The 24,689-nt window shown below is 59.3% G+C and carries 21 protein-coding genes and 1 pseudogene; 5 read left to right on the top strand and 17 right to left on the bottom strand.

All coding sequences use genetic code 11. From position 1 onward, the window contains the following. Positions 1–373: hypothetical protein (locus ACIP1X_RS21940; RefSeq protein ID WP_400755057.1), on the bottom strand; the 373-nt coding region annotated here is incomplete at its 3' end. Between the two features lie 179 nt (positions 374–552). On the opposite strand from ACIP1X_RS21940, the pseudogene ACIP1X_RS21935 reads away from it, so the two are divergent. Beyond that, positions 553–1,647, top strand: a pseudogene (locus tag ACIP1X_RS21935) (Fic family protein); the annotation flags it as partial. Between the two features lie 124 nt (positions 1,648–1,771). Here the strand turns inward: ACIP1X_RS21935 and ACIP1X_RS21930 are convergent. The 4 genes from ACIP1X_RS21930 to plsB form a co-directional block, all read right to left on the bottom strand. After that, positions 1,772–2,461 (bottom strand): DUF4197 domain-containing protein, encoded by a 690-nt coding sequence (locus ACIP1X_RS21930; protein ID WP_053117582.1) that lies wholly within the window; start codon positions 2,459–2,461, stop codon positions 1,772–1,774. 40 nt (positions 2,462–2,501) lie between these two features. Continuing rightward, positions 2,502–2,900: a YbaY family lipoprotein gene (locus ACIP1X_RS21925; protein ID WP_053117584.1), complete on the bottom strand. Its 399-nt coding sequence runs from the start codon at positions 2,898–2,900 to the stop codon at positions 2,502–2,504. A gap of 51 nt (positions 2,901–2,951) precedes the next feature. Continuing rightward, positions 2,952–3,638, bottom strand: a complete 687-nt coding sequence (locus tag ACIP1X_RS21920; protein ID WP_400755054.1) for a hypothetical protein — start codon at positions 3,636–3,638, stop codon at positions 2,952–2,954. 97 nt (positions 3,639–3,735) lie between these two features. Then, positions 3,736–6,234: a glycerol-3-phosphate 1-O-acyltransferase PlsB gene (plsB, locus tag ACIP1X_RS21915; RefSeq protein WP_400755052.1), complete on the bottom strand. Its 2,499-nt coding sequence runs from the start codon at positions 6,232–6,234 to the stop codon at positions 3,736–3,738. 238 nt (positions 6,235–6,472) lie between these two features. Between plsB and ACIP1X_RS21910 the strand changes: the two genes are divergently transcribed. After that, positions 6,473–6,682, top strand: coding sequence for a cold-shock protein (locus tag ACIP1X_RS21910; RefSeq protein WP_053117589.1), 210 nt, complete (start codon positions 6,473–6,475; stop codon positions 6,680–6,682). A gap of 141 nt (positions 6,683–6,823) precedes the next feature. Here ACIP1X_RS21910 and ACIP1X_RS21905 read toward each other — a convergent pair whose 3' ends face one another. From ACIP1X_RS21905 to ACIP1X_RS21890, 4 genes are all read right to left on the bottom strand, one after another. Then, on the bottom strand, positions 6,824–7,201 hold the full coding sequence (locus tag ACIP1X_RS21905) for a hypothetical protein (protein ID WP_064120729.1): 378 nt from the start codon (positions 7,199–7,201) through the stop codon (positions 6,824–6,826). Between the two features lie 75 nt (positions 7,202–7,276). Next, on the bottom strand, positions 7,277–8,086 hold the full coding sequence (locus ACIP1X_RS21900; protein WP_400755049.1) for a putative RNA methyltransferase: 810 nt from the start codon (positions 8,084–8,086) through the stop codon (positions 7,277–7,279). Beyond that, complete coding sequence (gene dapE, locus ACIP1X_RS21895) at positions 8,086–9,237, bottom strand: succinyl-diaminopimelate desuccinylase (protein WP_400755046.1); 1,152 nt, start codon at positions 9,235–9,237, stop codon at positions 8,086–8,088. The genes ACIP1X_RS21900 and dapE overlap by 1 nt, the downstream gene beginning before the upstream one ends. A 238-nt stretch (positions 9,238–9,475) precedes the next feature. Then, the gene (locus ACIP1X_RS21890; RefSeq protein WP_400755045.1) at positions 9,476–12,067 is read right to left on the bottom strand and encodes a glycosyltransferase; all 2,592 of its coding nucleotides are present in this window, start codon (positions 12,065–12,067) and stop codon (positions 9,476–9,478) included. A gap of 226 nt (positions 12,068–12,293) precedes the next feature. Here ACIP1X_RS21890 and tcdA point away from each other — a divergent pair, with 226 nt between their 5' ends. After that, positions 12,294–13,112: a tRNA cyclic N6-threonylcarbamoyladenosine(37) synthase TcdA gene (tcdA, locus tag ACIP1X_RS21885; protein WP_212549611.1), complete on the top strand. Its 819-nt coding sequence runs from the start codon at positions 12,294–12,296 to the stop codon at positions 13,110–13,112. Positions 13,113–13,232: 120 nt separating this feature from the next. Here the strand turns inward: tcdA and ACIP1X_RS21880 are convergent, their stop codons facing one another. From ACIP1X_RS21880 to ACIP1X_RS21865, 4 genes are all read right to left on the bottom strand, one after another. Further along, a complete protein-coding gene (locus ACIP1X_RS21880; protein ID WP_400755042.1) occupies positions 13,233–13,637 on the bottom strand; it encodes a SufE family protein in 405 nt (134 codons plus the stop codon). After that, entirely contained in the window at positions 13,634–14,839 is a 1,206-nt protein-coding gene (locus ACIP1X_RS21875; RefSeq protein ID WP_400755040.1) for an aminotransferase class V-fold PLP-dependent enzyme, read from the bottom strand. Before ACIP1X_RS21875 ends, ACIP1X_RS21880 begins: the two co-directional genes overlap by 4 nt. 133 nt (positions 14,840–14,972) lie before the next feature. Next, positions 14,973–16,007: a 2,3,4,5-tetrahydropyridine-2,6-dicarboxylate N-succinyltransferase gene (dapD, locus tag ACIP1X_RS21870; protein ID WP_400755037.1), complete on the bottom strand. Its 1,035-nt coding sequence runs from the start codon at positions 16,005–16,007 to the stop codon at positions 14,973–14,975. A gap of 33 nt (positions 16,008–16,040) precedes the next feature. Next, a complete protein-coding gene (locus ACIP1X_RS21865) occupies positions 16,041–16,403 on the bottom strand; it encodes an ArsC family reductase (RefSeq protein WP_016985102.1) in 363 nt (120 codons plus the stop codon). A 278-nt stretch (positions 16,404–16,681) separates the two neighbouring features. Between ACIP1X_RS21865 and ACIP1X_RS21860 the strand changes: the two genes are divergently transcribed. Then, a complete protein-coding gene (locus tag ACIP1X_RS21860) occupies positions 16,682–18,313 on the top strand; it encodes a Na+/H+ antiporter (protein ID WP_400755034.1) in 1,632 nt (543 codons plus the stop codon). 12 nt (positions 18,314–18,325) lie between these two features. On the opposite strand, the gene ACIP1X_RS21855 is transcribed toward ACIP1X_RS21860, so the two are convergent. From ACIP1X_RS21855 to map, 4 genes are all read right to left on the bottom strand, one after another. Then, the gene (locus ACIP1X_RS21855) at positions 18,326–18,967 is read right to left on the bottom strand and encodes a hypothetical protein (protein ID WP_400755031.1); all 642 of its coding nucleotides are present in this window, start codon (positions 18,965–18,967) and stop codon (positions 18,326–18,328) included. A gap of 356 nt (positions 18,968–19,323) precedes the next feature. After that, positions 19,324–20,523 (bottom strand): succinyldiaminopimelate transaminase, encoded by a 1,200-nt coding sequence (gene dapC, locus ACIP1X_RS21850; RefSeq protein WP_400755028.1) that lies wholly within the window; start codon positions 20,521–20,523, stop codon positions 19,324–19,326. Between the two features lie 181 nt (positions 20,524–20,704). After that, a complete protein-coding gene (locus tag ACIP1X_RS21845; protein WP_008081691.1) occupies positions 20,705–23,407 on the bottom strand; it encodes a [protein-PII] uridylyltransferase in 2,703 nt (900 codons plus the stop codon). A gap of 41 nt (positions 23,408–23,448) precedes the next feature. Beyond that, positions 23,449–24,231, bottom strand: coding sequence for a type I methionyl aminopeptidase (map, locus tag ACIP1X_RS21840; protein ID WP_016985097.1), 783 nt, complete (start codon positions 24,229–24,231; stop codon positions 23,449–23,451). A 373-nt stretch (positions 24,232–24,604) separates the two neighbouring features. Here map and ACIP1X_RS21835 point away from each other — a divergent pair. Beyond that, the coding region (locus ACIP1X_RS21835) for a 30S ribosomal protein S2 (protein ID WP_340658626.1) at positions 24,605–24,689 on the top strand (85 nt) is incomplete at its 3' end.

Below are 24,689 nucleotides of genomic sequence, written 5' to 3'. Positions count from 1 at the left end.
TGTTCTGATTCAACACCATCCAATTGTAGGAGTGAGCCTGCTCGCGATAACGGCCTGCCAGCCAACCATGCTCTGTCTGATTCAACACCATCCAATTGTAGGAGCGAGCCTGCTCGCGATAACGGCCTGCCAGCCAACCATGCTCTGTCTGATTCAACACCATCCAACTGTGGGAGCGAGCCTGCTCGCGATAACGGCCTGCCAGCCAACCATGCTCTGTCTGATTCAACACCATCCAACTGTGGGAGCGAGCCTGCTCGCGAAGGCGGCCTGCCAGCCAACCATGCTCTGTCTGATTCAACACCATCCAATTGTAGGAGTGAGCCTGCTCGCGATAACGGCCTGTCAGCCAACCAGGCTTTATCTGATTCAACACCATCCAATTGTGGGAGCGGGCTTGCTCGCGAAGGCGGCCTGACAGCCGACCAATCTCTGCCTGAATTGACTCTATTTCCTTCCTACATCTTTTTCAGAAACCTCCGATATTGAGCCTGTCCCCCCTCGGGTGTTGTACTCCAGCGTCTGTTTTCAACCGCCTCAAGTCCACCCTTCATGAAAAACCCACCCGTCTTCAAAGGCCGATCCGATCCCGTGTTCAATCTTCTGCTGCGCTCGCCGCACAAGCAGCGTCTGGCGGATTATCTGGCGTTGCTCAAGCCGCTGGATGATCAGGGCCGTTATCTGCCTTTCGAGGCGTTGCGCTATCGCTGGGCGTCCGGGTTGGATGTGAAGGTGTGCTGGGCGTTGGTCAAGAAGGCGCGGGTGGCGCAGTACGTCAATCTGTTGCCGTTGGGCGAGCCGGTGCAGTGGGGCAAATATGTGCTGACGCCGTTGGCTCAGATCACGTTGTCGTTGGTGGATCGGCAGACGACTTTTGCCGCTCTGGATTACATGACTCGGCAAATTGGAGAGCAGGCGCATTGCAGTTATTTGCTGAATGATTTGATCGAGGATGAGGCCATCGCCAGTAGTCAGTTGGAGGGCGCGGCGACCACTACGCGTGTGGCCAAGGACATGCTCAGGCACCGGCGTCAGCCGCGTACTCCGGACGAGCGGATGGTGATGGGTAATTACAGGATGATGAATTTCGCGTGGGAGAAACGCGATGAGCCCATGAGTGTGGATTTGATCGCTGCGATGCATCGGGTGGGGGTGGAGGGGATTGCTGACGAGGATTATTCTCCGGGCGTTTTCCGGGCGAATGATGAGGTGGTTGTTCAGGACGGCGCGGGCAATACGGTGCATCGTCCTCCGCCCGCTGCCGGGCTGGTTTCGCGGTTGGGGAGGTTGTCGGACTGGATCAATTTGCCTGAGGGATTGCCTCAGGAGAAGGATTATGTGCATCCGCTGATCAAGGCGATCACGCTGCATTTTGCCTTGGGTTACGAGCATCCCTTTCGCGACGGTAACGGGCGGGTTGCGCGGGCGTTGTTTTACTGGTTCATGTTCAAGAATGAGTTTGCGGCGTTTCGTTACATTGCGATCAGTTTGCTGCTGCGCAATGCGCCGGTGAAGTATGGGCGCTCTTATTTGCACAGCGAAGCGGATGAGCTGGATCTGACGTACTTCATCGAGTTTCAGTGTTCGGTGATTCAGCGAGCGGTAAGCCGGTTCACTGACGTGTACCCCAAGAGCGTGGTTTACACGACCCATGCAGCCTGACAGAAAACCCTGTAGGAGCTGCCGAAGGCTGCGATCTTTTGATCTTCAATGCTCGACAGCAAAGACCAGATCAAAAGATCGCAGCCTTCGGCAGCTCCTACACGGGACGTTACAGCGTGCCGAAGACTTTTTTCGCCAGACTCGTCGCCGCAGCGGCCGGGTTCTGGCGGATGGTTTCTTCTTGTTTGCCAATCATTTCGAACAAGCCGTTCAGTGCCTGTTCGGTGACGTAGTTTTCGACATTCGCGCTTTTCGCATCGACCACACCGAACGCTGCAGCCTGGCCGGCGAACGAGTTGTACTTCTGCGCCACGCCGACTTTGTCGGTCGCCTGTTTGACGATCGGCAGGAACTTGGCGCGGATTTGTTCGCGGCTGGATTTGTCGAGGTATTGCGTGGCTGAATCCTGGCCGCCGCTGAGGATGCCTTTGGCGTCGGCGACGCTCATTTTTTTCACGGCGTCGACGAGGATTGGCTGGGCTTGGGTCACGGCACTTTCCGCCGCTTTGTTCATCGCGGTTTCGAGTTCTTCAACCTGGGCGCCCATGCCGAAGGCTTTCATTTTGCTGGCGGCTTTGCCGAGTTTGCCCGGAAGTTCGATTTTTACCTCGGGGTTGTTGCTGAAGCCGCCCGGGGTGCCCAGTTGTTTGACGGCGATTTGCGCGCCTTGGGTCAGGGCATCCTTGAGGCCGCCGGTGGCGTCTTGTTGCGACAGGTCGCTGAGTGACAGGGCCAGAGCATTGGCGCTGATCATCAGGCCGGCGCACAGGCCGGCGAAGCGAAGGGTAGGGCGGAGCATGGCGGCTTCCTTGTTGCGGAAATGAGTGGCGGAGAATGAATTAACGAATCGCGTCGACGCGGATTTTCAGCGGCTGCGGGTCGTTGCCGTCGAGTTGCACGGCGTGGTTTTCGGTGGTGATGAACATCAGCTCACCGTTGACTTCGATACGCGCGCTGACCGAATAACGGTGGCCGGGTTTGACCTGCGCCGGATCGTAGCTCAAGTGGAAGGGCAGCGGCACCTGGCCTTTGATCGGGCCTTTCTGCTCGTCGAGCACGACCGCCGGGGCGTCGGCGAGGGAAACGTCTTGCAGGCTCACGCTCAGGGTCGCGCTCGGTGGCAGGGCGATGCGTTGCAGGTAGAACACTTCGCCATCAAGGCTGGCCTTGCCGGCGGGGGTGGTCGATTGGCAGGCGCTCAACAGCGTGGCGGCGGCGAGAAGGGTGAGTTTTTTCATCGGAACCTCTAATACTTTTGCGCCGGAAGAATCCCGGCGCCGAAGAGAAATCTAGCGGATTTTGCCATCAACGTCAGTGAACAAACGTAATGGTTTCTCCAGCCACTGCGAGATCCACTGCGATAGCCGCGAACTCAACGTAGGCGAAACCGGCGCAAGTTCGACATGCCAGGGCGTGACTGCAATGGATTGGTGATAGCGGTTTTCCACACCGCTTAACGCATAGCGCTTGCCGGGTATGACGCTGTCTGGATCGTATTGCAGATAAAACGAAGCGGCGGTTCGTTCATCTTGAGTGACGCGGGTAAGTTGGGTATTCGGGTCATCAGCATCGTGCAGACTGATCGTCACGGCTTCATGTTCAGCAACGACACTGGGCTCCTGAACTTCCACATACAGAAAGCCGATCGGACTTAGATGCAGCGTCTGCCGGTGCGGGGCTGTGTTGACGATAACGAAGTAGTCCAGCGCCACCAGCAAAGGCTGTTGGTCATGGAACATCTGAACGTTGATCTGATACTTCACGCCGACATCGCTGTACTGATGCGGAAATGAGAACTTCCAGTCGACATCAAAGACTGACGAGTGCCGCCAGTCTTTAATGTTGATCGGAGAAGTGGAGTTAACCACTTTGACGCTGACCACCGTTTCATTCTCACCGCCCACGGGTGCGCGGAAGTTGGCGGGTAAACGGAAGTCGACGGTGACGATGGGAGTTGGTTCGTGCAGCAGGCTCATCTCGATATCCTTATCGCGATTTTTTAAGTGAGCCTATTTATCCACGAATCAACTAACGGGAGAACCCGGCCGGCTCTCCGTTAGTTATCGGCAAGTTTCAGCCTTCGGCGGTTACCGCGCTTTCAGCCGCATCTTCACTGCGATGCAGCGCAACCTGGCGGATCGACAAACGAATGTCCGCTGGCAGTACGCGCTTGGCCGCACCTTCGGCCAATTCACCGAGCAGTTCGTGGTAGCTGAGCTTGCCGGCCTCGTCGCGACGCAGCACGTCGAGGTCGAGCAAGGTCTGGATGAAATGACGGAACAGGCTCTTGTCGAAAAACTCCGGGGCGTTGAGGCCGTGGAGGATTGACAGGCGCTGGGCCATGACGGTGCAGAGGTCTTCCAGTTCTTCGGCGCTGATGCTGTTCTGGCCACTGTTGAGCAGCAAGGACACGGTCATATAGAAACGCTGCAAGGTCTGCGCGATGCTTTTCGACAGCAATGTCAACAACACAAAATGCCGCGAACTTGGCGCCGGACGCAGGTAGACGTCTTTCTCGAAACGCAGCAGACCTTGCTCGACGAATGCTTCCAGCCACTGATCGACCACGGCATCCAGTTCGTCCAGCGACCAGCGAATGAACAGTTCCGACTGCAAGTACGGATACAGCGCGCGGGTGTAGCGCAGGATCTGTTCGCGGCTCATGCGCGAAGCACTCTGGAAGAAGCTCGCCAGCAGCGCCGGCAGGGCGAAGATGTGCAACACGTTGTTGCGGTAGTAGGTCATCAGGACGGCGTTCTGCTCGTCGAGATAGAGAATCTTGCCCAGCGCATCGTTCTGCTCGGACAGCAGATCCATGTCCTTCACGTGCTCGATCAAGGCACGGCCATCGCCTTCCGGCAGCGTGGTGTGTGGCGAGTACGGGACTTTGCGCAGCAGCGCCAGATACAGATCCAGCACGCGAGCCATGGCGCGATCATCCAGCGCCAGGCGCGTGGTCGACAGCAGCGCCAGCGCCACCAGGTTGACCGGGTTGATCGCCGCCGCTTCGTTCAGATGCTGCGCGACTTTCTCGCCAAGACGATTGGTGGTTTCGTTGAGCCACGCCGGTTTGTACTGCGGGCCGAGTTCCTGCTGGCGCCAGTCCGGTTGCTCGGCATCGAGGAATTCCGCCAGTTTGATCGGCTCGCCGAAGTTCACCGCGACCTGACCGAAGCGCTGCTTCAGCGCACCGATGACTTTGAAGATGTCGAAGATCGATTCTTTCTTCTTGCTCGCGCCACGCAGTTCGCCGAGGTAGGTACGCCCCTCCAGCACGCGCTCGTAACCGATGTACACCGGCACAAACACGATCGGCATGCGCGACGAGCGCAGGAAACTGCGCATCGTAATGGCGAGCATGCCGGTTTTCGGTTGCAGCATGCGTCCGGTGCGCGAGCGGCCGCCCTCGACGAAGTACTCGACCGGGAAACCTTTGGTGAACAGCGTGTGCAGGTATTCGTTGAACACCGAGGTGTACAGCGGATTGCCCTTGAACGTGCGGCGCATGAAGAACGCGCCGCCACGGCGCAGCAGGCTGCCGATCACCGGCATGTTGAGGTTGATCCCGGCAGCGATGTGCGGCGGGGTCAGGCCGTTGCGGAACAGTAAGTACGAGAGCAGCAGATAGTCGATGTGGCTGCGATGGCACGGCACGTAGATCACTTCGTGACCCTGCGCGACTTTCTGCACGCCTTCGATGTGGTTGACCTTGATGCCGTCGTAAATCTTGTTCCAGAACCAGCTCAGCACCACTTCGAGGAAACGGATCGCGGTGTAGGTGTAGTCCGAGGCGATCTCGTTGCCGTAGCGCAGGGCCTGAGCCTTGGCTTTCTCCGGGGAGATGTTTTCGCGCTCGGCTTCGTCGAGGATCGCTTGCTTGACCAGCGGCTGATTGAGCAGGCCTTTGACCAGGTTGCGACGGTGGGAAATGTCCGGGCCGATCACCGCTGCTTTCAGATTGCGGAAGTGCACGCGCAGGATTCGCTGGGCCATGCGCACGGTGCGTTCGTGACCCTTGTTGTGCTCGATCAGCTCGCGCAGGTGAATCGGTGCGGAGAATTGCACGCGAGTTTTGCGGCCGAGGACGATGATGCTCAGCAGACGACGCAGGCGTCCGGTAACGGCCCAGCTGTCGGCAAACAACAGTTTCCACGGACTGTTTTCGCTGTCCGGCGATTGGCCCCAGAACACGCTGACCGGAATGATCTGTGCGTCTTCGGCAGCGTTCTGCGTGAGGGCACTGACCAGTCGGGTCAGCGTCGGCGGTGCGCCGCGTTTGTCCTGGCGACCGAGCCAGTCGGGATCCGGCGTCAGATAGAAAAACGCCGCTGGTTCAATCAGCGACCCCACCGACACCGGCAGCACCGGACGCGGCAAACCGGCCTTGGTGCACTCGGTGTCGAGCACGGCCAGATCGGTCAGCGAAGGGTTTTGCAGGACGTAGAACACCGGACGACTGCGGTCGAGGTTGAGGGTGAACGACGACTGGTTGATCGTCTCCGAGCGAACCCAGAGATACAACAGTCGGCGCAGGGTGCCAAACACAAGACGGCGGAACGGGGAACGGGTCATACGGCTTCTGCGTGAGTGAATAAAACCGAGCGTTTGCTCGGGCGGTCGATAGTGTGCCGTATTGGACGAAAATCGGCAAAAAAGCGGCGAAGTAATCTCCTGTTGAGACTTTTCGCACCTGTCATATACTCGGCGGTCTGTCGCCGGGGCCCTTTTATGGACGTCGGATGCAGGCTGACGTTCCTCAAAGGCTTTCCTGCGAAAAGCCTGTTCAATAATAAAAAAGGAGTATGAACAGATGGCAACACGTGAAACCGGCAACGTGAAGTGGTTCAACGACGCCAAAGGCTACGGCTTTATTCAGCGCGAAGACGGGGTGGACGTATTCGTGCACTACCGCGCGATTCGCGGCGAAGGGCACCGGTCGCTGGCTGAAGGTCAGCAGGTTGAGTACGCGGTGATTACTGGCGAGAAGGGTTTGCAGGCGGAAGACGTTGTAGGCCTGTAATACAAACCTCCAAAACGCCGCGAAACCAATGTGGGAGCGGGCTTGCTCGCGAATGCGGTGTATCAGTCAACATTCATATCGACTGATACACCGCATTCGCGAGCAAGCCCGCTCCCACATTTGGATCTGCGTTGCCTGTTGTTAAGCGGTTTTCCAGGTGATTTCTTCTTCACCGTCTGCGCTGATGCGCATCCAGCGATCAGCCGTCTCTTCACCTTCTTCCTCGACCCACGTGCCCGGCGCGCAACGCACTTCGACGTTCAGCGCGGCAAACGCGGCACGGGCGCAGGCGATGTCGTCGTCCCACGGCGTCTGGTCGCTTTCCAGGTACAGGCTATTCCACTTGCCCACGGCTTTCGGCAGCCAGGTGACCGGCACGTTGCCGGCCTTGCACTTGTAGGTCTGACCTTTCTGAACCCAGTCGCTGCACGGGCCCAACGCTTCGCCCAGCCAGGCGGAAATCGCCTTGTGGTCGACGTCGGCGTCTTTCAGGTAAATCTCGATGTCCGGTTGGCGCATGGATGTCCTCACTGCGGGTCTGAAAAATCCATTCGCGGATTTAGCCGGCCCCGGGCACTGGCCCGGAACCAAAAGTTATTGAAGAACGAAATAATCGTAGCGCATCGACACGGTGGTCTCGAACGGCTCGGCCTGTTCGATCACTGCCGCACGACGCTCGGCACTGGCGCGCCAGCCGTGGGGTGTCATCGCCAACAGGTTGGCGCGATCCTCGGGCTTGTCCAGCGTCAGCTTGAATTCGAGGGTTTCACTGTGCGCCAGCGCCATGCCTTCCGGCACCAAGGCCAGATGCTTGTCGTCGGTGTACTCGCGCACTTCGTCGTACAGACGCTCGCGCAGTTCCATCAGATGGCCGCTGGTCGGACCGACTTTCATCAGACCGCCGCCAACACTGAGCAGGCGCTTGGCTTCTTCCCAGTCCAGAGGACTGAAGACGCTGGCGAGAAACTGGCAACTGCCCGACGCCAACGGCACGCGAGCCATGCTGGCGATCAACCAGCTAATCGCCGGGTTACGTTTGCAGGCGCGTTTGACCGCTTCGCGGGAGATATCCAGCGCGTAGCCATCCGCGTTCGGCAAGGCCTCGGCGATTTGCGCAGTGTAATAACCTTCGCCACAGCCGATGTCGACCCAGCGCTCCGGCGCATAACTCGCCGCCAGTTCGGCCAGACGCTTGGCTACCGGCGCGTAATGGCCGGCGTTGAGGAAGTCGCGACGCGCTTCGACCATGGCCTGGTTGTCGCCAGGGTCGCGGCTGTTTTTGTGCTGCACCGGCAGCAGGTTCAGGTAACCCTGGCGCGCACGGTCGAAGCGGTGGCCAGCGGGGCAGACCACGCCGTTATCCACCGCGTTGAGCGGTTCACTGCAAATGGGGCAAGCAAGCATCAGGCGAGCAACTTGATCATGGTTTGGTAGTAGATCTCGGTCAGTACGTCGAGATCCGCCGCCAATACGCGTTCGTTGACCTGGTGGATGGTCGCGTTGACCGGGCCCAGTTCAACCACTTGCGTGCCCATGGTCGCGATGAAGCGGCCATCGGACGTACCGCCGCTGGTCGACGCTTTGGTCTCGCGGCCGGTGATGTCCTTGATGCTCGCCGACACCGCGTCGAGCAGCGCGCCCGGTTCAGTAAGGAACGGCAGACCGGACAGCGCCCAGTCGATGTGCCAATCCAGATCGTGTTTTTCGAGGATGTCGGCCACGCGTTTCTGCAGGCCTTCGACGGTCGATTCGGTAGAGAAACGGAAGTTGAACACCGCCACCAGATCGCCCGGAATCACGTTGGTCGCGCCGGTGCCGGAGTTGACGTTGGAAATCTGGAAGCTGGTCGGCGGGAAGAAATCGTTGCCGTGATCCCAATGTTCGGCGGCGAGTTCGGCCAGCGCCGGAGCAGCGAGGTGGATCGGATTCTTTGCCAAGTGTGGATAAGCGACGTGGCCCTGGATGCCTTTGACGGTGAGCTTGGCACCCAGCGAGCCACGACGGCCGTTTTTCACCACGTCGCCCACCAGCGTGGTGCTCGACGGTTCGCCGACGATGCACCAGTCCAGACGCTCGTTACGCGCGGCCAAACGCTCGACCACAGCCTTGGTGCCGTGGTGCGCCGGGCCTTCTTCGTCGCTGGTGATCAAGAACGCGACTTTGCCCTTGTGATTCGGGTAGTCGGCGACGAAGCGCTCGGCGGCGACGGTCATCGACGCCAGGCTGCCTTTCATGTCCGCCGCGCCACGGCCGCAGAGCATGCCGTGTTCATCGATCAGCGCGTTGAACGGGTCGATCTGCCACGCGGTGACCGGGCCGGTCGGCACCACGTCGGTGTGGCCGGCGAAGCACAGCACCGGGCCTTCGTTGTTGCCGTGGGTGGCCCAGAAGTTATCCACATCTTCGATGCGCATCGGCTCGAGGCTGAAACCGGCATCGCCCAGGCGCTGCATCATCTGCTTCTGGCAATCGGCGTCGACCGGCGTCACGGACGGACGGCGGATCAGGTCGATGGCGAGTTGGAGGGTCGGCGAAAGGTCGGCGTGGGCCGTCATGGAAAACTCCGGGATCATGAATTTGAGCGAGGGCCAATGTGGGAGCGAGCCTGCTCGCGAATGCGCTGTGTCAGTCAACATAGTTGGTGATTGTTACAACGCCTTCGCGAGCAGGCTCGCTCCCACAGGGGATAGGGGTGGTCAGTCAGACCGGTTATCACGCCAAGCCCCGCAAAATGGCGGTTATCTTAAAGCAAAACGGCGACCATTGGCCGCCGTTTAGTGCATCGATGAGGATTTAGACGACCGGCGCCGGCTCAGGCTTGGCCGCAGGTTTCGGTAGCGACGACAGGAACGCCATGATCAGCGCGGCCAGATACGGCAGCGACTGCACCAGCAACATCACCACCCAGAAACGCATGTCGTTGCTCGGCATGCCGTTGACCAGGAAGATCCCCAGCGCCGCGCCCCACAACAGCAGCATGATGAACAACTCTTCCCGCGCTTCGGAAATCGCCACCCAAAAGCCGTGGTTGTCGGCGTTTTTCGGCGTGCGGAAGAACGGAATGCTGCTGGTGAAGAAACCGTACAGCACCGCTTTGGCGATGGTGTGCGACAACGCCAGGCCGGCCAGTGCCGCGCAGAACGCATCTTTCAGGTTCACGCCGACGGCGCGGCGATACAGGAAGATAATCTTGCCGACCTTGAACACGAACAGCGCCAGCGGCGGAATTGCAAAGATCAGCAGCGGCGGATCGACCCGTTGCGGCACGATGATCATCGCCGCCGACCACAACAGCGCGCCGACGGTGAAGAAGATGTTCATGCCGTCCGCCACCCACGGCAACCAGCCCGCGAGGAAGTGGTAACGCTGGCCGCGTGTCAGTTCGGTGTCCTTGCCGCGCAGCAGGCTGCGGGTGTGGCGCTTGATGATTTGAATCGCGCCGTAGGCCCAGCGGAAACGCTGTTTCTTGAAGTCGATAAACGTATCCGGCATCAGACCCTTGCCGTAGCTGTCGTGGTAATACGCCGCCGACAGGCCTTTTTCGAACACGCGCAGACCGAGTTCGGCGTCTTCACAGATGCACCAGTCAGCCCAACCCAATTCTTCCAGAACCGAGCGACGGGTCATGGTCATGGTGCCGTGCTGAATGATCGCGTCACGGTCGTTACGGGTGACCATGCCGATGTGGAAGAAGCCTTTGTATTCCGCGTAGCAAAGCTTTTTGAAGGTGCTTTCGTTCTGGTCGCGATAATCCTGCGGCGACTGCACCACGGCGATTTTCGGGTCGGCGAAGTGCGGCACCATGTGCTTCAGCCATTTCGGGTGCACGCAGTAATCGGAGTCGATCACGGCGATGACTTCGGCGTCCTTGGCGGTGTGCGGAATCAGGTAGTTCAGCGCGCCGCCCTTGAAACCGGCCAGGGGCGAAACGTGGAAGAACTTGAAGCGCGGGCCGAGGGTTGCGCAGTAGTCGCGCACCGGTTCCCACACCGCCGGATCCTTGGTGTTGTTGTCGATGATCAGGACTTCATAGTCCGGATAATCCAGCGCGGCGAGGGCGTCGAGGGTCTGTTTGACCATCTCCGGCGGCTCGTTGTAGCAAGGCACATGAATCGAGACTTTCGGACGGTAGTTGGAGTCGCCCTCGACCGGCAGGAATTCGCGCCGGCGTTTGTGAATCCACACCGCTTCGGCCAGTTCATGCGCCTCCGTCAGCAAGACGATAAATACCCCAAGCGCACCGAGCGCCAAGAGGAAGCCGACCGTCAAACTGAACCACGTGCTGTATTGCAGGCTGTAGTCGTAACCGATCCACACCAGCACCGAACCGCAAAGGAAGGCGATAAAGGTCAGGAAGATCCGCCCACGCTGACGCAGGGCCGAACCGTCGATCATCAGCAAAGTCAGCGACAACAGCGCCAGCACCACCGAGCCGATCGCCAGCACGCGCCATTGCGGGATCGCGACGACCGGGCCTTCGAAGTTGAATTTCTGCTGACGCGCGGCGTTGAACACGCCCCAGTACGCGCCGACCGAACCTTCGTCGCTGGCCTTCCACGGCTGGTCAAACGCTTCGATCACGAAGTAGTTGAAGCCTTGGCGGTTAAGTTTGTTGACCAGCGTACGCAGGTAGATCGCTTGATCCGCCGGCGATGCATCGGCGCCACCGCGCATGCGACCGTTGCTCGGCCAGCCAACCTCTGAGAGCAGCAGCGGTTTCTTCGGGAACAGTTTTTTCAGGTCGCGGGCACGGTCGAAAACGAACTGCCCAGCCTTGTCGACCGGAATGAATTCCCAATAAGGCAGAACGTGCGCAGCGATCAGATCCACGTGCTTGGCCAGCTCCGGGTGTTCTTCCCAGACGTGCCATTGCTCGGAGGTGGTCACCGGCACTTTCACTGCCGCGCGCACGCGATCGAGCAACACGCTCAGCTCTTGCGCAGTGATTTCCTTACGGAAGATCGCTTCGTTCCCGACCACCACGCGAACCACGCTGCGCGAAGTGTTGGCCAGTTCGATGGCGCGCTGGATTTCCCGTTCGTTGCGTTCCTGATCGGGGCTGATCCAGATCCCCAGCGTCACGCGCAGGCCGAATTCTTCAGCCAGTTTCGGGATGTCTTGCAACGAACCGTCGACCGAGTAGATGCGGATGTTGTCCGTCAGCTTGCTCATGATCTCCAGGTCGCGGCGCATTTCTTCGTCAGACGGATACTGATCCTTCTGCGGATATTGTCCCTGCTGGAACGGCGAATAGGAGAAACCGGAGATCTGCTCCGGCCAGTTCGGCGCGGAAACCGGGCGATTGATCAGCGCCCAGAAACCGGTGAACAGGGCAGCGATTGCCAGAACCACCACCAGGTTGAGTCCAAATTTACGCGATGACATAGCTATTTCGGGTTCCAAAGGCTGTGGAACGAAGGAGTCGGTTGGCGTTGCGCCTTTCTTATTGCAAAAGGGCGCGCATCCTACACCGGCAGTCCGCCAGTCGTACATCTGACAGGGAAATGCCCGACATTGGGCAGTCGACTTTGACTTAAGTTCTTACACTTGTAGCTTGAAGCTTAAAACTTGTCGCTGTGTAGCCCTATAATGCGCGCCGGTTTTTGGGGTAATGGTCATGAGTACAGAAGATCCGCGGTTTGCAGGCATCGCCCGTTTGTATGGCATCGAAGGTCTGGCGCGTTTGCGCGCGGCCCACGTGGCGATCGTCGGCGTCGGTGGCGTCGGTTCCTGGGCGGCGGAAGCCATGGCCCGTTGTGGCGTCGGCGAGATTTCGCTGTTCGACCTCGATGACGTCTGCGTCAGCAACGCCAACCGCCAGTTGCACGCGCTGGACAGCACCGTCGGCAAACCCAAGGTCGAAGTGATGGCCGAGCGTCTGCGCGGGATCAACCCGGATTGCACCGTGCACGCGGTGGCTGATTTCGTCACCCGCGAGACCATGGCCGAATACATCACGCCGAACATCGATTGCGTGATCGACTGCATAGACGCGGTCAACGCCAAAGCTGCGCTGATTGCCTGGTGCAAACGTCGCAAGATTCAGATCATCACCACCGGCGGCGCGGGCGGGCAGATTGATCCGACGCTGATTCAGGTGTGCGACCTCAACCGCACGTTCAATGACCCGCTGGCCTCGAAAGTGCGCTCTACACTGCGTCGCGATTATGGTTTTTCGCGCACCGTGACCCGTCATTACAGCGTGCCGTGTGTGTTTTCCACCGAGCAACTGCGCTATCCGAAGCCGGATGGCAGCATTTGTTTGCAGAAGAGTTTTGTCGGTGACGGCGTGAAGCTGGACTGCGCGGGTGGGTTTGGTGCGGTGATGATGGTGACGGCGACGTTTGGGATGGTCGCGGCGACCAAGGCTGTGGACAAGATTGTCGCGGGCGTCCGGCGCCCGGCGGAGCGGGTCAAACCTGACGCCTGACTGGGTGATCGTTCCCACGCTCCGCGTGGTAATGCCTCAACGGACGCTCCGCGTTCGGCTGCTGATGGGGACGCGGAGCGTCCCGGGCTGCATTCCCACGCAGAGCGTGGGAACGATCAGTTAGCGCGCCAACTCATTCATTCGCTGGAGCACTGCATTGAGGCCATTGCTGCGCGAGGGCGATAGCTGGCGCGAAAGGCCGAGCTGATTGAACCAGTCCGGCAGATCAATTTGCTGCAACTCCGCCGCTGACAGTCCGTTCACTCGCAACAGCAACAACGCCACCAACCCGCGAATCATCCGCGCATCGCTGCTCGCCGCGAACTGCCAATAACCGTCACGCAATTCCCCAACCAGCCACACCTGACTCTCACAGCCATGCACCCGATTGACTTCGCACTTGTCGGCGTCACTTAGCGGTGGCAACCGATCACCAAACTGCATCAACAACCGCGCCCGCTGTTCCCAACCCGCCGCGTTTTGAAACGTTTTCAGCGCCTCGGCAGCCTCGACCGGCAAGCTCATCGCAACAACTCCAGCGCCTGATCCAGCGCTTCAAAGAAACGCTCCAGATCCTCCGAATCGTTGTACAACGCCAGCGACACGCGAATCGCCCCGGCCAGCTCGAAGCTTTTCAACAGCGGCATCGCGCAGTGATGTCCGGCGCGCACGGCAATACCTTGTTCTGTCAGCAAGTGCGCCAGATCAGCGTTATGCACACCTTCAACGACGAAACTCGCCAGCGCCAATTGCGGCTTGCCCAACAAACGAATGCCATTACGAGCAGCGAGGCCACGCAGCAGATAGTCATGCAGCGCCGCTTCGTGGGCCGACACTGCGTCCTGATCGAGCCCGGCCAGATAATCCAGCGTCGCACCTAAGCCGATCACACTGGCAATCGGCGGTGTGCCCGCTTCAAAACCCAGCGGAGCAGGGCGGAAGCGCGCGTCGTGGTAGTTGGCTTCCAGCACCATTTCGCCGCCAAACTGCCAAGGCTTCAATTGTTCAAGCGCTGCATTGCGCCCGAACAGAACGCCCAAACCATCCGGCCCATACAGCTTGTGGCTGGAAAACACGTAGAAGTCGCAACCCAGCGCCTGCACGTCATGGCGACCGTGAACCACACCTTGCGCGCCATCGACCACGGTCAACGCGTTCTGCGCCTTGGCCATGCCCAGCAGCGCCGGCAATGGCTGCCAGGCACCGAGCACGTTGGACAACTGACTGATCGCCAGCAAGCGTGTACGCGGGCCGATCAAATGCACAGCAGCCGCGAGGTCGATCAAGCCGTCAGCATCCAGCGGCAGAATCACCAGTTTCAGGTTGCGCCGTTGCGCCAGTTGCTGCCACGGCAGCAGGTTGGCGTGATGCTCCAGGGCGCTGATGACAATCTCATCGCCCGGGTGGAAAAGATGTTCCAGGCCATAGGCCAGGAGATTCAGCGCGCTGGTGGCGCCGTGGGTAAAGATGATCTGCCCGCTGTCTCCGGCATTCAGCCATTGCACAACCTTGAGCCGACTGTCCTCGAACGCCTGCGTCGCGTGAGCGCCGGGCAGGTGTTGCGCACGGTGCACATTGGCCGCGCCATTGGCGTAGTAATGCGTCAGCGCGTCGAGCAGGGCCTGGGGTTTTTGCGTGGTGGCGGCGTTGTCCAGATAGGTCTGGTCTTGCCGTTGCAGCGCGGCGATGGCCGGGAAATCGGCACGCCAGGGGGAGGCAATCATCATCTGTTCAGCCCTGTGAACTTGGGCGGATATACACCGCCCCCTGTAGGGGCCGAGCTTGCTCGCGAAGCTTTTGGCGGCCTCAAGGACGCCTTCGCGAGCAAGCTTTGCTCCTACAGAAGTCGGATGAGGCTGCTTAGTTGTGAGCGTGCAGCGCTTCGTTCAGTTCGATCGCCGATTTGTGGGTTTTGCATTCCACAGCACCGGTTTCCGAATTGCGACGGAACAGCAGGTCAGCCTGACCGGCCAGCTCGCGCGCCTTCACAACTTTAACCAGGTTGTTGTTTTCGTCGAGCAGCGCCACCTTGGTGCCGGCGGTCACGTACAGGCCCGACTCAACCGTGTTGCGGTCGCCCAATGGAATACCGATACCGGCGTTGGCGCCGATCAGGCAGCCTTCGCCAACCTTGATCACGATGTTGCCGCCGCCTGACAGGGTGCCCATGGTCGAGCAACCGCCGCCCAGATCGGAGCCCTTGCCGACGAATACGCCAGCAGAAACGCGGCCTTCGATCATGCCCGGGCCTTCGGTGCCGGCGTTGAAGTTGATGAAACCTTCGTGCATCACGGTGGTGCCTTCACCGACGTAAGCGCCCAGACGCAGACGTGCCGCGTCAGCGATACGCACGCCGGCCGGAACCACGTAGTCGGTCATTTTCGGGAACTTGTCCACCGAGAACACTTCCAGCAGCTCGCCACGCAGACGGGCTTCCAGTTGCATTTCGGTCAGTTCGCTCAGGTCGATCGCGCCCTGGCTGGTCCAGGCCACGTTCGGCAGCAGCGGGAAGATGCCGGCCAGGCTCACGCCGTGCGGCTTGACCAGACGGTGCGACAGCAGGTGCAGCTTCAGGTAAGCCTCAGGCGTCGAGGTCAGCTGTGCATCTTCGGCCAGCACAGTGGCGACCAGCGGCTTGTGGCTTTCGGCCAGACGGGTCAGCAGCTTGCCTTGAACGGCGTCGATGCCTTTCACGGCTTCAGCCAGTTGCGCCGCCTGAGCGGTGGTGAAGGTGATGGCCTGGTTGCCTTCGGTATAACCGAGGATTGGCGCCACGGCAGCGACCAGTTCGGCCGAAGGATTGAGCAATGGCTGGGCGTAGAACACTTCCAGCCACGCGCCTTGACGGTTCTGAGTGCCGACACCAAAGGCGATGCTGAACAGGGAATTGGACATGTAAATACACCTCTACAAAGAGTGACGGGCTGCTTACTTCAGAGCGGCCGCGTAGATATCTGGCTTGAAGCCAATCAGGGTTCGGTCACCGAGATCGAGCACCGGGCGCTTGATCATCGAGGGTTGAGCGAGCATCAGTTCGATGGCTTTCGATTGGTCGAGATCGGCTTTGCGTTCGTCGTCGAGTTTGCGAAAGGTCGTGCCTGCGCGGTTCAACACCGTTTGCCAGCCGTGCTCGTCACACCATTGGGTCAGGTGCTCACGGTCGATGCCGGCGCTTTTGTAATCGTGAAAGTCGTAGCTGACAGCGTGCTCATCAAGCCAGGTGCGCGCCTTTTTCATGGTGTCGCAAGCTTTGATGCCGAAAAGGTGCAACGTTTTACTTGAAACGGTCAAGGAATTGCCCCCTTTACAGGTGCTGGAGAAAAATGGTGACGGATTATGCCATGACCCTTCGGCGAATACGCAAAACCCTGTAGGAGCTGTCGAGTGAAACGAGGCTGCGATCTTTTGATTGTGTCTTTAAAGATCAAAAGATCGCAGCGTACCGCAGCTCCTACACATTGTTGTGCGGACATCAGTTGGGGCTGTGCGACATAGGTGCAAACGCCAGACGCATCCTAAGCGGCTAATATGGCAGTTCAACGCTGTCGATTGTCTGAGATTTCCGCTTTATGCAAACCGCTTACACCGTCCTGATCCTGCTGATGCTGGTCAGCGTCTCGCGTCTGGTCGGACGGGTCATCCCGCTGCCGCTTCCTTTAGTGCAAATCGCCGCCGGTGCCTTGCTGGCCTGGCCGACGCTGGGTTTGCACGTGGCCCTCGATCCCGAACTGTTCCTGTTTCTGTTCCTGCCGCCGCTGCTGTTTTCCGATGGCTGGCGCATGCCCAAACGCGAATTCTGGCATCTGCGCGGGCCGATTCTGACGCTGGCGGTGGGCCTCGTGCTGTTCACCGTGGTCGGCGCCGGTTACTTCATTCACTGGTTATTGCCGACGATTCCGTTGCCCGTGGCTTTCGCCTTGGCGGCCGTGTTGTCACCGACCGACGCCGTGGCCGTCTCGGCTATTTCGCAGAACCGCTTGCCGACCCCGCTGATGCACATCCTGCAGGGCGAGGCGCTGATGAACGACGCCTCTGGCCTGGTGACGTTCAAGTTCGCCTTGGCCGCAGCCATCACTGGCGTGTTCTCGCTGACCAACGCCAGCCTGACCTTTGTCGTGGTGGCGCTCGGTGGTCTGGCGGTCGGCGTGGCGCTGAGCTGGCTGGTCGGGCGCCTGCGCTCGTGGATGATCGCGCGCGGCTGGGATGATCCAGCGACGCACGTTGTATTTATGTTGCTGCTGCCGTTCGCCGCGTATGTCTTGGCTGAACGCCTTGGCGTCTCGGGCATTCTGTCGGCAGTGGCGGCGGGGATGATGCAGAGCTGGCTCGACCTGCTGCCTCGGCAGACCAGCACCCGCTTGCTCAACCGCAGTGTCTGGTCGCTGCTGGAATTCGCTTTCAACGGCTTGATCTTCCTGCTGCTCGGCCTGCAATTGCCAGACATCATCAAAGCCGTCGTCAGTCATGAACCGACCTTGTGGCCAACCCTTTTGTATCGCGGCCTCGACGTCGTGGCGATTTTCCTCGCGTTGGTGCTGCTGCGATTTATCTGGGTGCAGAGCATCTGGCGTTTGTCGGTGTTGCTGCGGCGTTTGCGCGGCAAGGGTGAGTTGACTCAAGTGCCGACCGCGCGCTCCTGCTGGTTGTTGACCGTCGGCGGTGTGCGCGGCGCGGTGACGCTGGCGGGTGTGATGTCGGTGCCGATGTTGATGGGCGCGGAGGCATTTCCCGAACGCGATCTGCTGATCTTCATCGCCGCCGGGGTGATTCTGCTCTCGCTGATTTCGGCGTGTATCGCGCTGCCGCTGTTACTGCGCGGCATCGAAAAGAGCCCGGACGACAAGCGTCGCCAAGAAGTACGCGATGCCTGGCGGAAAACAGCGGAAGCAGCGATTCACTCACTGGAAACCGAGGAGCTCCCACCGCAGGATGCCGCTCAAGCGGCGCTGGCGGCAGAGCTCAAGGCGCGGATCATGTCTGAATATCGCCATCAACTCGACGTGTTCAACGACTCCGCCGAAGCGCAGGCGATGGCGTTTCAGATGGATCTGCTGGAGCGGCGTTTGCGTTTGAAGGCGCTGCGAGCGCAGCGCCTCGAACTCTATAGTCTCAGCCGTCATCACCAGATTGGTGATGACGTGTTACGTGAAGTGCTGGGAGAGCTCGATCTGAGCGAGGCTAACTTGGGCCACATCAAATAACAGCGTTCAACTTCACACCGGGCAGGGATAAGCCTTCGCCATGAAGGCTTTGTCGTTGTCACTGAGTTCCATATTGAGGAAGGTCTCGAAGTTGCCCTGGGTCCAGGACTGAAGCACAGCGTAGTGCATGATCGACTTGCGATCGTACTCCGAACAAAGGCTGTCTTCAGCGGCGGCGCGATCAAGAAACTGCTCGTGCAGTTTTTGCCGGGTCTGGCTCGCCGAATAGTCGTCCTCTTCAGGATTTTCGGTGATGCCATGCTTGGCGTAGATGGCCGGAATATCCCACGGTATGTCTGCTGCCGGGTGGGTCTGTTCATGTTCGGCACCGAGCATATGGCCGAACTCGTGAATCACATTGGCGGCGAAGTATCGAGCTTGACTGTCGGGGTGTGGCCAGAGATACATAGTCGGTTGATCGGTCGTCAGCAACGCATCGGTGCCGATCCTGGAAGCAAAGACGCCGGGCTGACTGAGTATGCGTATATCGCCTTCTTCACCGGCAACAAAGTCGAATTTCAAGTTGATATGCGGCAGCCATTGGCTGGCCGCCGCAATGGTTGCGTCTTTGAAGGCTTGCGTGCCGTTAAGAAAGGCGATGCGAAGGGTTTGACCGGGTGTCCAAAGTTTGGATGGGTTGTTTTTTGCCCACATTATAATGTCGCTCCATGAATGTATTGGTGTGGCTGTTTTTAACGTTATATCAACTGATTGATATGGCGTAACTTCCGTGTCTTGTTTGTAATTAGCGCTGGGTTATTTCGGGTAAAGCAAGTTCATTGTCTTGAGGCAGCGAAATCATCCGGCCACTTTATGAGTTTGTAATCCTGAATATAATTCATCGTTGGCTTCTTTCTTGAAGTTGAGCTTGATGTTGATTTTCAAGCGAGAAGGTCCGCGACTGAAGAGTAAGTCGTGCTGTCCAAGAGTGGCAGTGATTAGTTGTCTTGAAGTGTAACTTGCAAGGGCAAGTTGCCGTGCCAGATTGCCTGGCACGGTATTCGGGATATTTATTTCTGGCGAGTAATGAACGTGCGAATTCGTTCCGCCGCTTCAACACATTCAGCCAGCGGCGCAACCAGCGCCATACGCACACGCCCGGCACCCGGATTGACGCCATCGACATCACGGGACAGATAAGAACCCGGCACTACAGTGACATGCTCTTGTTCGAACAAATCACGGCAGAACGCCGCGTCATCACCGTTCACATTCGGCCACAGATAGAAACTGCCATCCGGACGCTGCACGTCCATCACCGGGCTGAGGATTTCCAGTACTGCGTCGAACTTCTCGCGGTACAGCGCACGGTTGGCGCGTACGTGTTCTTCGTCGTTCCACGCGGCAACGCTGGCCAGTTGCGTTTGCACTGGCATCGCGCAGCCGTGGTAGGTGCGATAGAGCAGGAAACCCTTGAGGATGTCGGCATCGCCGGCAACGAAGCCGGAACGCAGGCCCGGCAGGTTGGAACGCTTGGACAGGCTGTGAAACACCACGCAACGTTTGAAGTCCTTGCGACCCAGTTCGACGCAAGCGGTGAGCAGGCCCGGCGGCGGGGTTTGCTCGTCGAAGTACAGTTCGCTGTAGCACTCGTCGGCGGCGATCACGAAATCGTATTCGTCGGCCAGGGCGATGAGTTTTTTCAGCACGTCGACCGGGATCAGCGCGCCGGTCGGGTTGCCCGGCGAGCACAGAAACAGGATCTGGCAACGCTTCCAGATGTCCGGCGATACCGCGTCGAAATCCGGGTTGAAGCCGTTCTCGTCGAGGCACGGCAGGTAGTGCGGCTTGGCCCCGGCGAGGAACGCGGCGCCTTCGTAGATTTGATAGAACGGGTTCGGGCTGACCACCAGCGCATCGTCGCCGCGATTGACCACTGTCTGGGTGAAGGCGAACAGCGCTTCACGGGTGCCGTTGACTGGCAGCACGTTGCGCGCCGGATCAATCCAGCCGCTCGGCACGCCGAAACGACGCTCGCACCAGCCGGCAATGGCTTCGCGCAGGGCCGGGATGCCCAGTGTGGTCGGGTACACCGCCATCTGATCCAGACTGTTCGCCAGCGCTTCGGCGACAAAGCTTGGCGAGCGATGTTTCGGCTCGCCGATCGACAGGGCGATCGGGCGTTTGTCCGGGTTCGGCGTGACGGTGCCGAGCAGGGCGCGGAGCTTTTCGAACGGGTAGGGCTGGAGCTGGTTCAGAGCGTTGTTCATTGGGGCCTCTTTAAGTGTGAAAGGGGAGCCATTGTGGCGAGGGGATTTATCCCCGTTCGGCTGCGAAGCAGTCGTAAAACCTGTGCGCGCGGACTTTCAGTCAAATCGCAGTGAATGGTTTTAGGGCCGCTACGCAGCCCAACGGGGATAAATCCCCTCGCCACAGGGGAAATTCATTGATTCAAATACTGATACGCGAAAGCTTGATATCCGGTTCCTGATTGACGCTCAACTGCTCAACAATCGCATCCTGCAAACGGCTGCACAGCAGCGGGTCGGACAGCGGCTGGTTGTGGGCGTCGGTGATAAAGAACACGTCTTCCACCCGCTCGCCCAAGGTCGCAATCTTGGCGTTCTGCAGCGACAGATCGAACTCCAGGAAAATCCCGCCGATCCGCGCCAGCAGTCCCGGCCGATCCGGTGCGGTCAGCTCCAGCACGGTCACTGGTCGCTGCGCATCGTTGTGGATCGTCACCTGCGGCGCGAAGGCAAAATGCTTGAGCTGACGAGGCACCCGACGCTGAATGATCGTCGGGTAGTCGTCCGGGTTGCGCAGCGCTTCGGTCAGGCCTTCGCGGATCTGTTTGACCCGCGTCGGGTTGTCGCCGATGGACTCGCCTTCGTTGTCGAGCACGATGTAGGTGTCGAGGGTGAACTGACTGCTCGAGGTGATAACCCGGGCGTCATGAATGTTCAGGTTGAGCTGATCCATCGCCGCCACGGTCACCGCGAAGAAGTCATGCTGATCCGGTGCATAAATGAAGATCTGTGTGCCGCCCTCGAACTCGCGCTGGGTGGTTTCCTTGATCAGCACCAGCGGCCCGCCATCGACCGGTTGCTGCAGGATCGCATCGCTGTGCCAAGCCACGTCGCCGGCGGTGTGGCGCAGGAAATAGTCATCGCCCAACTGCGCCCACAACTGCTCGACATCGTCCGGATCGGTGCCGCCGCGCACCAGAATGTCCAGTGCCGCGCTTTGGGTCTGGCGGATCTGCTCTTCGCGATCGACCGGGTTTTCCAGGCCACGGCGCAAGGCGCGTTTGGTCTCGGTGTAGAGCTGACGCAACAGGCTCGCTCGCCACGAATTCCACAGTGTCGGGTTGGTCGCGTTGATGTCGGCCACGGTCAGCACGTACAGGTAGTCGAGGCGGGTTTCGTCGCCGACTGCCTGCGCGAAATCGTGGATCACCTGTGGGTCGGACAAGTCCTTGCGCTGGGCGGTGGTCGACATCACCAGATGGTTCTGCACCAGCCAGACAATCAGGCGGCTGTCCCACACCGGCAACTGATGGCGCTGGCAGAACGCCTCGGCATCGACCGCGCCGATCTCCGAGTGGTCGCCATGCCGGCCCTTGCCGATGTCGTGGTACAGGCCGGCCATATAGATCAGCTCGGGCTTGGGCAGTTTGGCCATTAGCTTGGCCGCCAACGGAAATTTTTCCGAGACCTGGGTGTACTGCAATTTGCGCAGGTGCTTGATCAGGTTCAGCGTGTGCGCATCGACCGTATAGATGTGGAACAGGTCGTGCTGCATCTGCCCGACGATGAAACCGAATTCCGGCAGATAACGCCCGAGAATGCCGTAGCGGTTCATCCGGCGCAGGTTGCGGTGGATGCCGATCTTGCACTTGAACAGCTCGATGAACAGGCTGGTGTTGCGAATATCGTTACGGAAATTGTCGTCGATCAGGTGACGGTGCTCACGCAGCAGGCGAATGGTGTCTGCACGTACGCCTTTGATTTCTGGCTGCTGGGCCATCAGCACGAAGATTTCCAGCATGGCGAATGGCGTACGACGGAACACGTTGTCGTTACGCGCTTCGATGTAGCCGTCATGCAACTGGAAACGCGCGTTGATCGGTTGCGGCGGCGCTTCGTCTTCCGGCGCGAGGATAACTTCCTCGAAGTGCTGGATGATCAGGTCGCTGAGCTGGGCGATGCTCATCACTACGCGGAAATACTGTTGCATGAAGTTTTCGACAGCCTGTTTGGCGTCGTCACCTTCGAAACCCAGCAGGCCGGCAATGGTGCGCTGGTGATCGAACAGCAAGCGGTCTTCGGAACGGCCAGCGAGCATGTGCAGGGCGTAACGCACTTTCCAGAGGAATTCCTGGGAGGAGGCGAGCAGGGCGTTTTCGCTCTCAACGAGGAAACCTTCGCCAGCGAGGGCGCGCAGGTTCAGCGTGCCGTATTGGCGACGCGCAACCCACAGAATGGTCTGAATATCCCGTAGTCCGCCGGGCGAGCCTTTGACGTTGGGTTCCAGGTTGTATTCGGTGTCGTTGTATTTGTGGTGGCGGGCCTTTTGCTCGGCGCGTTTGGCCAGGAAGAATTCCTTGGCCGGCCACATGTGTGCGGTGCTGGTGACGTCGAGCATGCGCTGACGCAGACGCTCGGGGCCGCAAATGGTGCGGCTTTCCATCAGGTTGGTAACCACGGTCAGGTCGGCGCGCGCCTCTTGGGCACATTCGTCGACCGAGCGAACGCTCTGACCGACTTCCAGACCGATGTCCCACAGCAAAGTGAGAAAACGCTCGATGGAATCGCGGAAGACCTCGTGGTCAGCGCTGTCCAGCAGGATCAGCAGGTCGATGTCGGAATACGGGTGCAACTCACCGCGGCCATAGCCGCCGACCGCGACCAGCGCGATGTCGGCGTCTTCGCTCCAGTTGAACTGCTCCCAGGCCTTTTGCAGGATGTTGTCGACGAACCAGGCACGGTCTTCGATCAGGCGGCGAATGTCGCGGCCCTGGCGAAAGCGCGTGTCGAGTACCTCTCGAGCCTGGCGGATCGCCTTCTTGAACGCCGCGATAGGACTCGCTTTGAGGGCCAGTTCAGCCTGGAACTGGCCGCGGTCGAAGAGTTCGGGATCCACCTGCGGCATCGATTGGCTTTCCTTCTATAGGGCTGGGAGCGTTTGCTGGATCAGGCCGAGATGCGCGGGATGGTGTCGTCGGCGCGCAGGGTGAAAATCTCGTAGCCGGTGTCAGTGACCAGCAGGGTGTGTTCCCACTGTGCCGAAAGCTTGCGGTCTTTGGTGATCGCGGTCCAACCGTCGCCCAATACTTTGGTGTCGGCCTTGCCCTGGTTGATCATCGGCTCGATGGTGAAGGTCATACCGGCCTTCAGTTCCATACCAGTGCCGGCCCGGCCGTAGTGGAGAATCTGCGGCTCTTCGTGGAAGACCTTGCCGATGCCGTGGCCGCAGAACTCGCGAACGACGGAGAAACCGTTCTTTTCCGCGTGCTTCTGGATCACTTCACCGATGTCGCCGAGGCGGCAACCGGGTTTGACGATTTCGATCGCCTTGTACATGCATTCCTGAGTGATCTGCGACAGACGCTCGGCCCAGACCGGCACTTCGCCGACGTGGAACATGCGGCTGGTGTCGCCGTGGTAACCGTCTTTGATCACGGTCACGTCGATGTTCAGGGTGTCGCCGTTTTTCAGCGGCTTGTCGTTCGGGATGCCGTGGCACACAACGTGGTTGATCGAGGTGCAGATCGACTTCGGGTAGCCCTTGTAGTTGAGCGGGGCAGGGATGGCTTGCTGCACGTTGACGATGTAATCGTGGCAGATCTGGTTCAGCTCATCGGTGGTGACGCCCGGTTTGACATGTTCGGCAATCATTTCCAGCACATCGGCGGCCAGTTTGCCGGCGACACGCATGCCAGCGATGTCCTCGGGGGTTTTGAGGTTGACGGTCATACAGGCTCTCTCTGCGCTCGGCGGCGCTTGCTGATACGAATAGGGTGGCAGGTGTGCGTTTTGCGACCCTGAAAAACGCGATTCTAACAGACGCACGGCGCAATTCAGTGCCTGCGTGCATCGCTTCTCTCTATACAATGGTGCCCCTGAAGCCGATTCCAAGGGGGCTGCGCCCATGTCCTTGGTGCGAATACAGATTTCGTGTTCCGTTTCTGCGCACCCTGTGGTATAAAATGCGCCGCTTTCCGGGGATACCCCGAAAAGCTTAAATCCACACACGTGTCGACACGATGACCTGGGTGCTTTTGGCTTTATGCCACTGGTTGGTCATTGGGATACGTGGAGGCCAAACCCGACTTATTAAGGAACTATCATGTCCCAAGTCAATATGCGCGATATGCTGAAGGCCGGTGTGCACTTCGGTCACCAAACCCGTTACTGGAATCCGAAAATGGGTA

It is taken from the genome of Pseudomonas sp. NPDC088885 (genome assembly GCF_044750025.1).
GTDB lineage: Bacteria > Pseudomonadota > Gammaproteobacteria > Pseudomonadales > Pseudomonadaceae > Aquipseudomonas > Aquipseudomonas rustica.
This window is presented reverse-complemented; position numbering and strand designations above follow the sequence as displayed.

Bases quoted from the DNA above. Each gene is read 5' to 3' on its own strand.
- dapD (WP_400755037.1), bottom strand. From the start codon at position 16,007: ATGTCCAATTCCCTGTTCAGCATCGCCTTTGGTGTCGGCACTCAGAAC.
- ACIP1X_RS21855 (WP_400755031.1), bottom strand. From the start codon at position 18,967: ATGTGGGCAAAAAACAACCCATCCAAACTTTGGACACCCGGTCAAACC.
- ACIP1X_RS21925 (WP_053117584.1), bottom strand. From the start codon at position 2,900: ATGAAAAAACTCACCCTTCTCGCCGCCGCCACGCTGTTGAGCGCCTGC.
- ACIP1X_RS21890 (WP_400755045.1), bottom strand. From the start codon at position 12,067: ATGTCATCGCGTAAATTTGGACTCAACCTGGTGGTGGTTCTGGCAATC.
- ACIP1X_RS21860 (WP_400755034.1), top strand. From the start codon at position 16,682: ATGCAAACCGCTTACACCGTCCTGATCCTGCTGATGCTGGTCAGCGTC.
- ACIP1X_RS21900 (WP_400755049.1), bottom strand. From the start codon at position 8,086: ATGCTTGCTTGCCCCATTTGCAGTGAACCGCTCAACGCGGTGGATAAC.
- ACIP1X_RS21845 (WP_008081691.1), bottom strand. From the start codon at position 23,407: ATGCCGCAGGTGGATCCCGAACTCTTCGACCGCGGCCAGTTCCAGGCT.
- ACIP1X_RS21875 (WP_400755040.1), bottom strand. From the start codon at position 14,839: ATGATGATTGCCTCCCCCTGGCGTGCCGATTTCCCGGCCATCGCCGCG.
- ACIP1X_RS21920 (WP_400755054.1), bottom strand. From the start codon at position 3,638: ATGAGCCTGCTGCACGAACCAACTCCCATCGTCACCGTCGACTTCCGT.
- ACIP1X_RS21910 (WP_053117589.1), top strand. From the start codon at position 6,473: ATGGCAACACGTGAAACCGGCAACGTGAAGTGGTTCAACGACGCCAAA.
- map (WP_016985097.1), bottom strand. From the start codon at position 24,231: ATGACCGTCAACCTCAAAACCCCCGAGGACATCGCTGGCATGCGTGTC.
- dapE (WP_400755046.1), bottom strand. From the start codon at position 9,237: ATGACGGCCCACGCCGACCTTTCGCCGACCCTCCAACTCGCCATCGAC.
- ACIP1X_RS21905 (WP_064120729.1), bottom strand. From the start codon at position 7,201: ATGCGCCAACCGGACATCGAGATTTACCTGAAAGACGCCGACGTCGAC.
- ACIP1X_RS21930 (WP_053117582.1), bottom strand. From the start codon at position 2,461: ATGCTCCGCCCTACCCTTCGCTTCGCCGGCCTGTGCGCCGGCCTGATG.
- plsB (WP_400755052.1), bottom strand. From the start codon at position 6,234: ATGACCCGTTCCCCGTTCCGCCGTCTTGTGTTTGGCACCCTGCGCCGA.
- dapC (WP_400755028.1), bottom strand. From the start codon at position 20,523: ATGAACAACGCTCTGAACCAGCTCCAGCCCTACCCGTTCGAAAAGCTC.
- ACIP1X_RS21880 (WP_400755042.1), bottom strand. From the start codon at position 13,637: ATGAGCTTGCCGGTCGAGGCTGCCGAGGCGCTGAAAACGTTTCAAAAC.
- tcdA (WP_212549611.1), top strand. From the start codon at position 12,294: ATGGTCATGAGTACAGAAGATCCGCGGTTTGCAGGCATCGCCCGTTTG.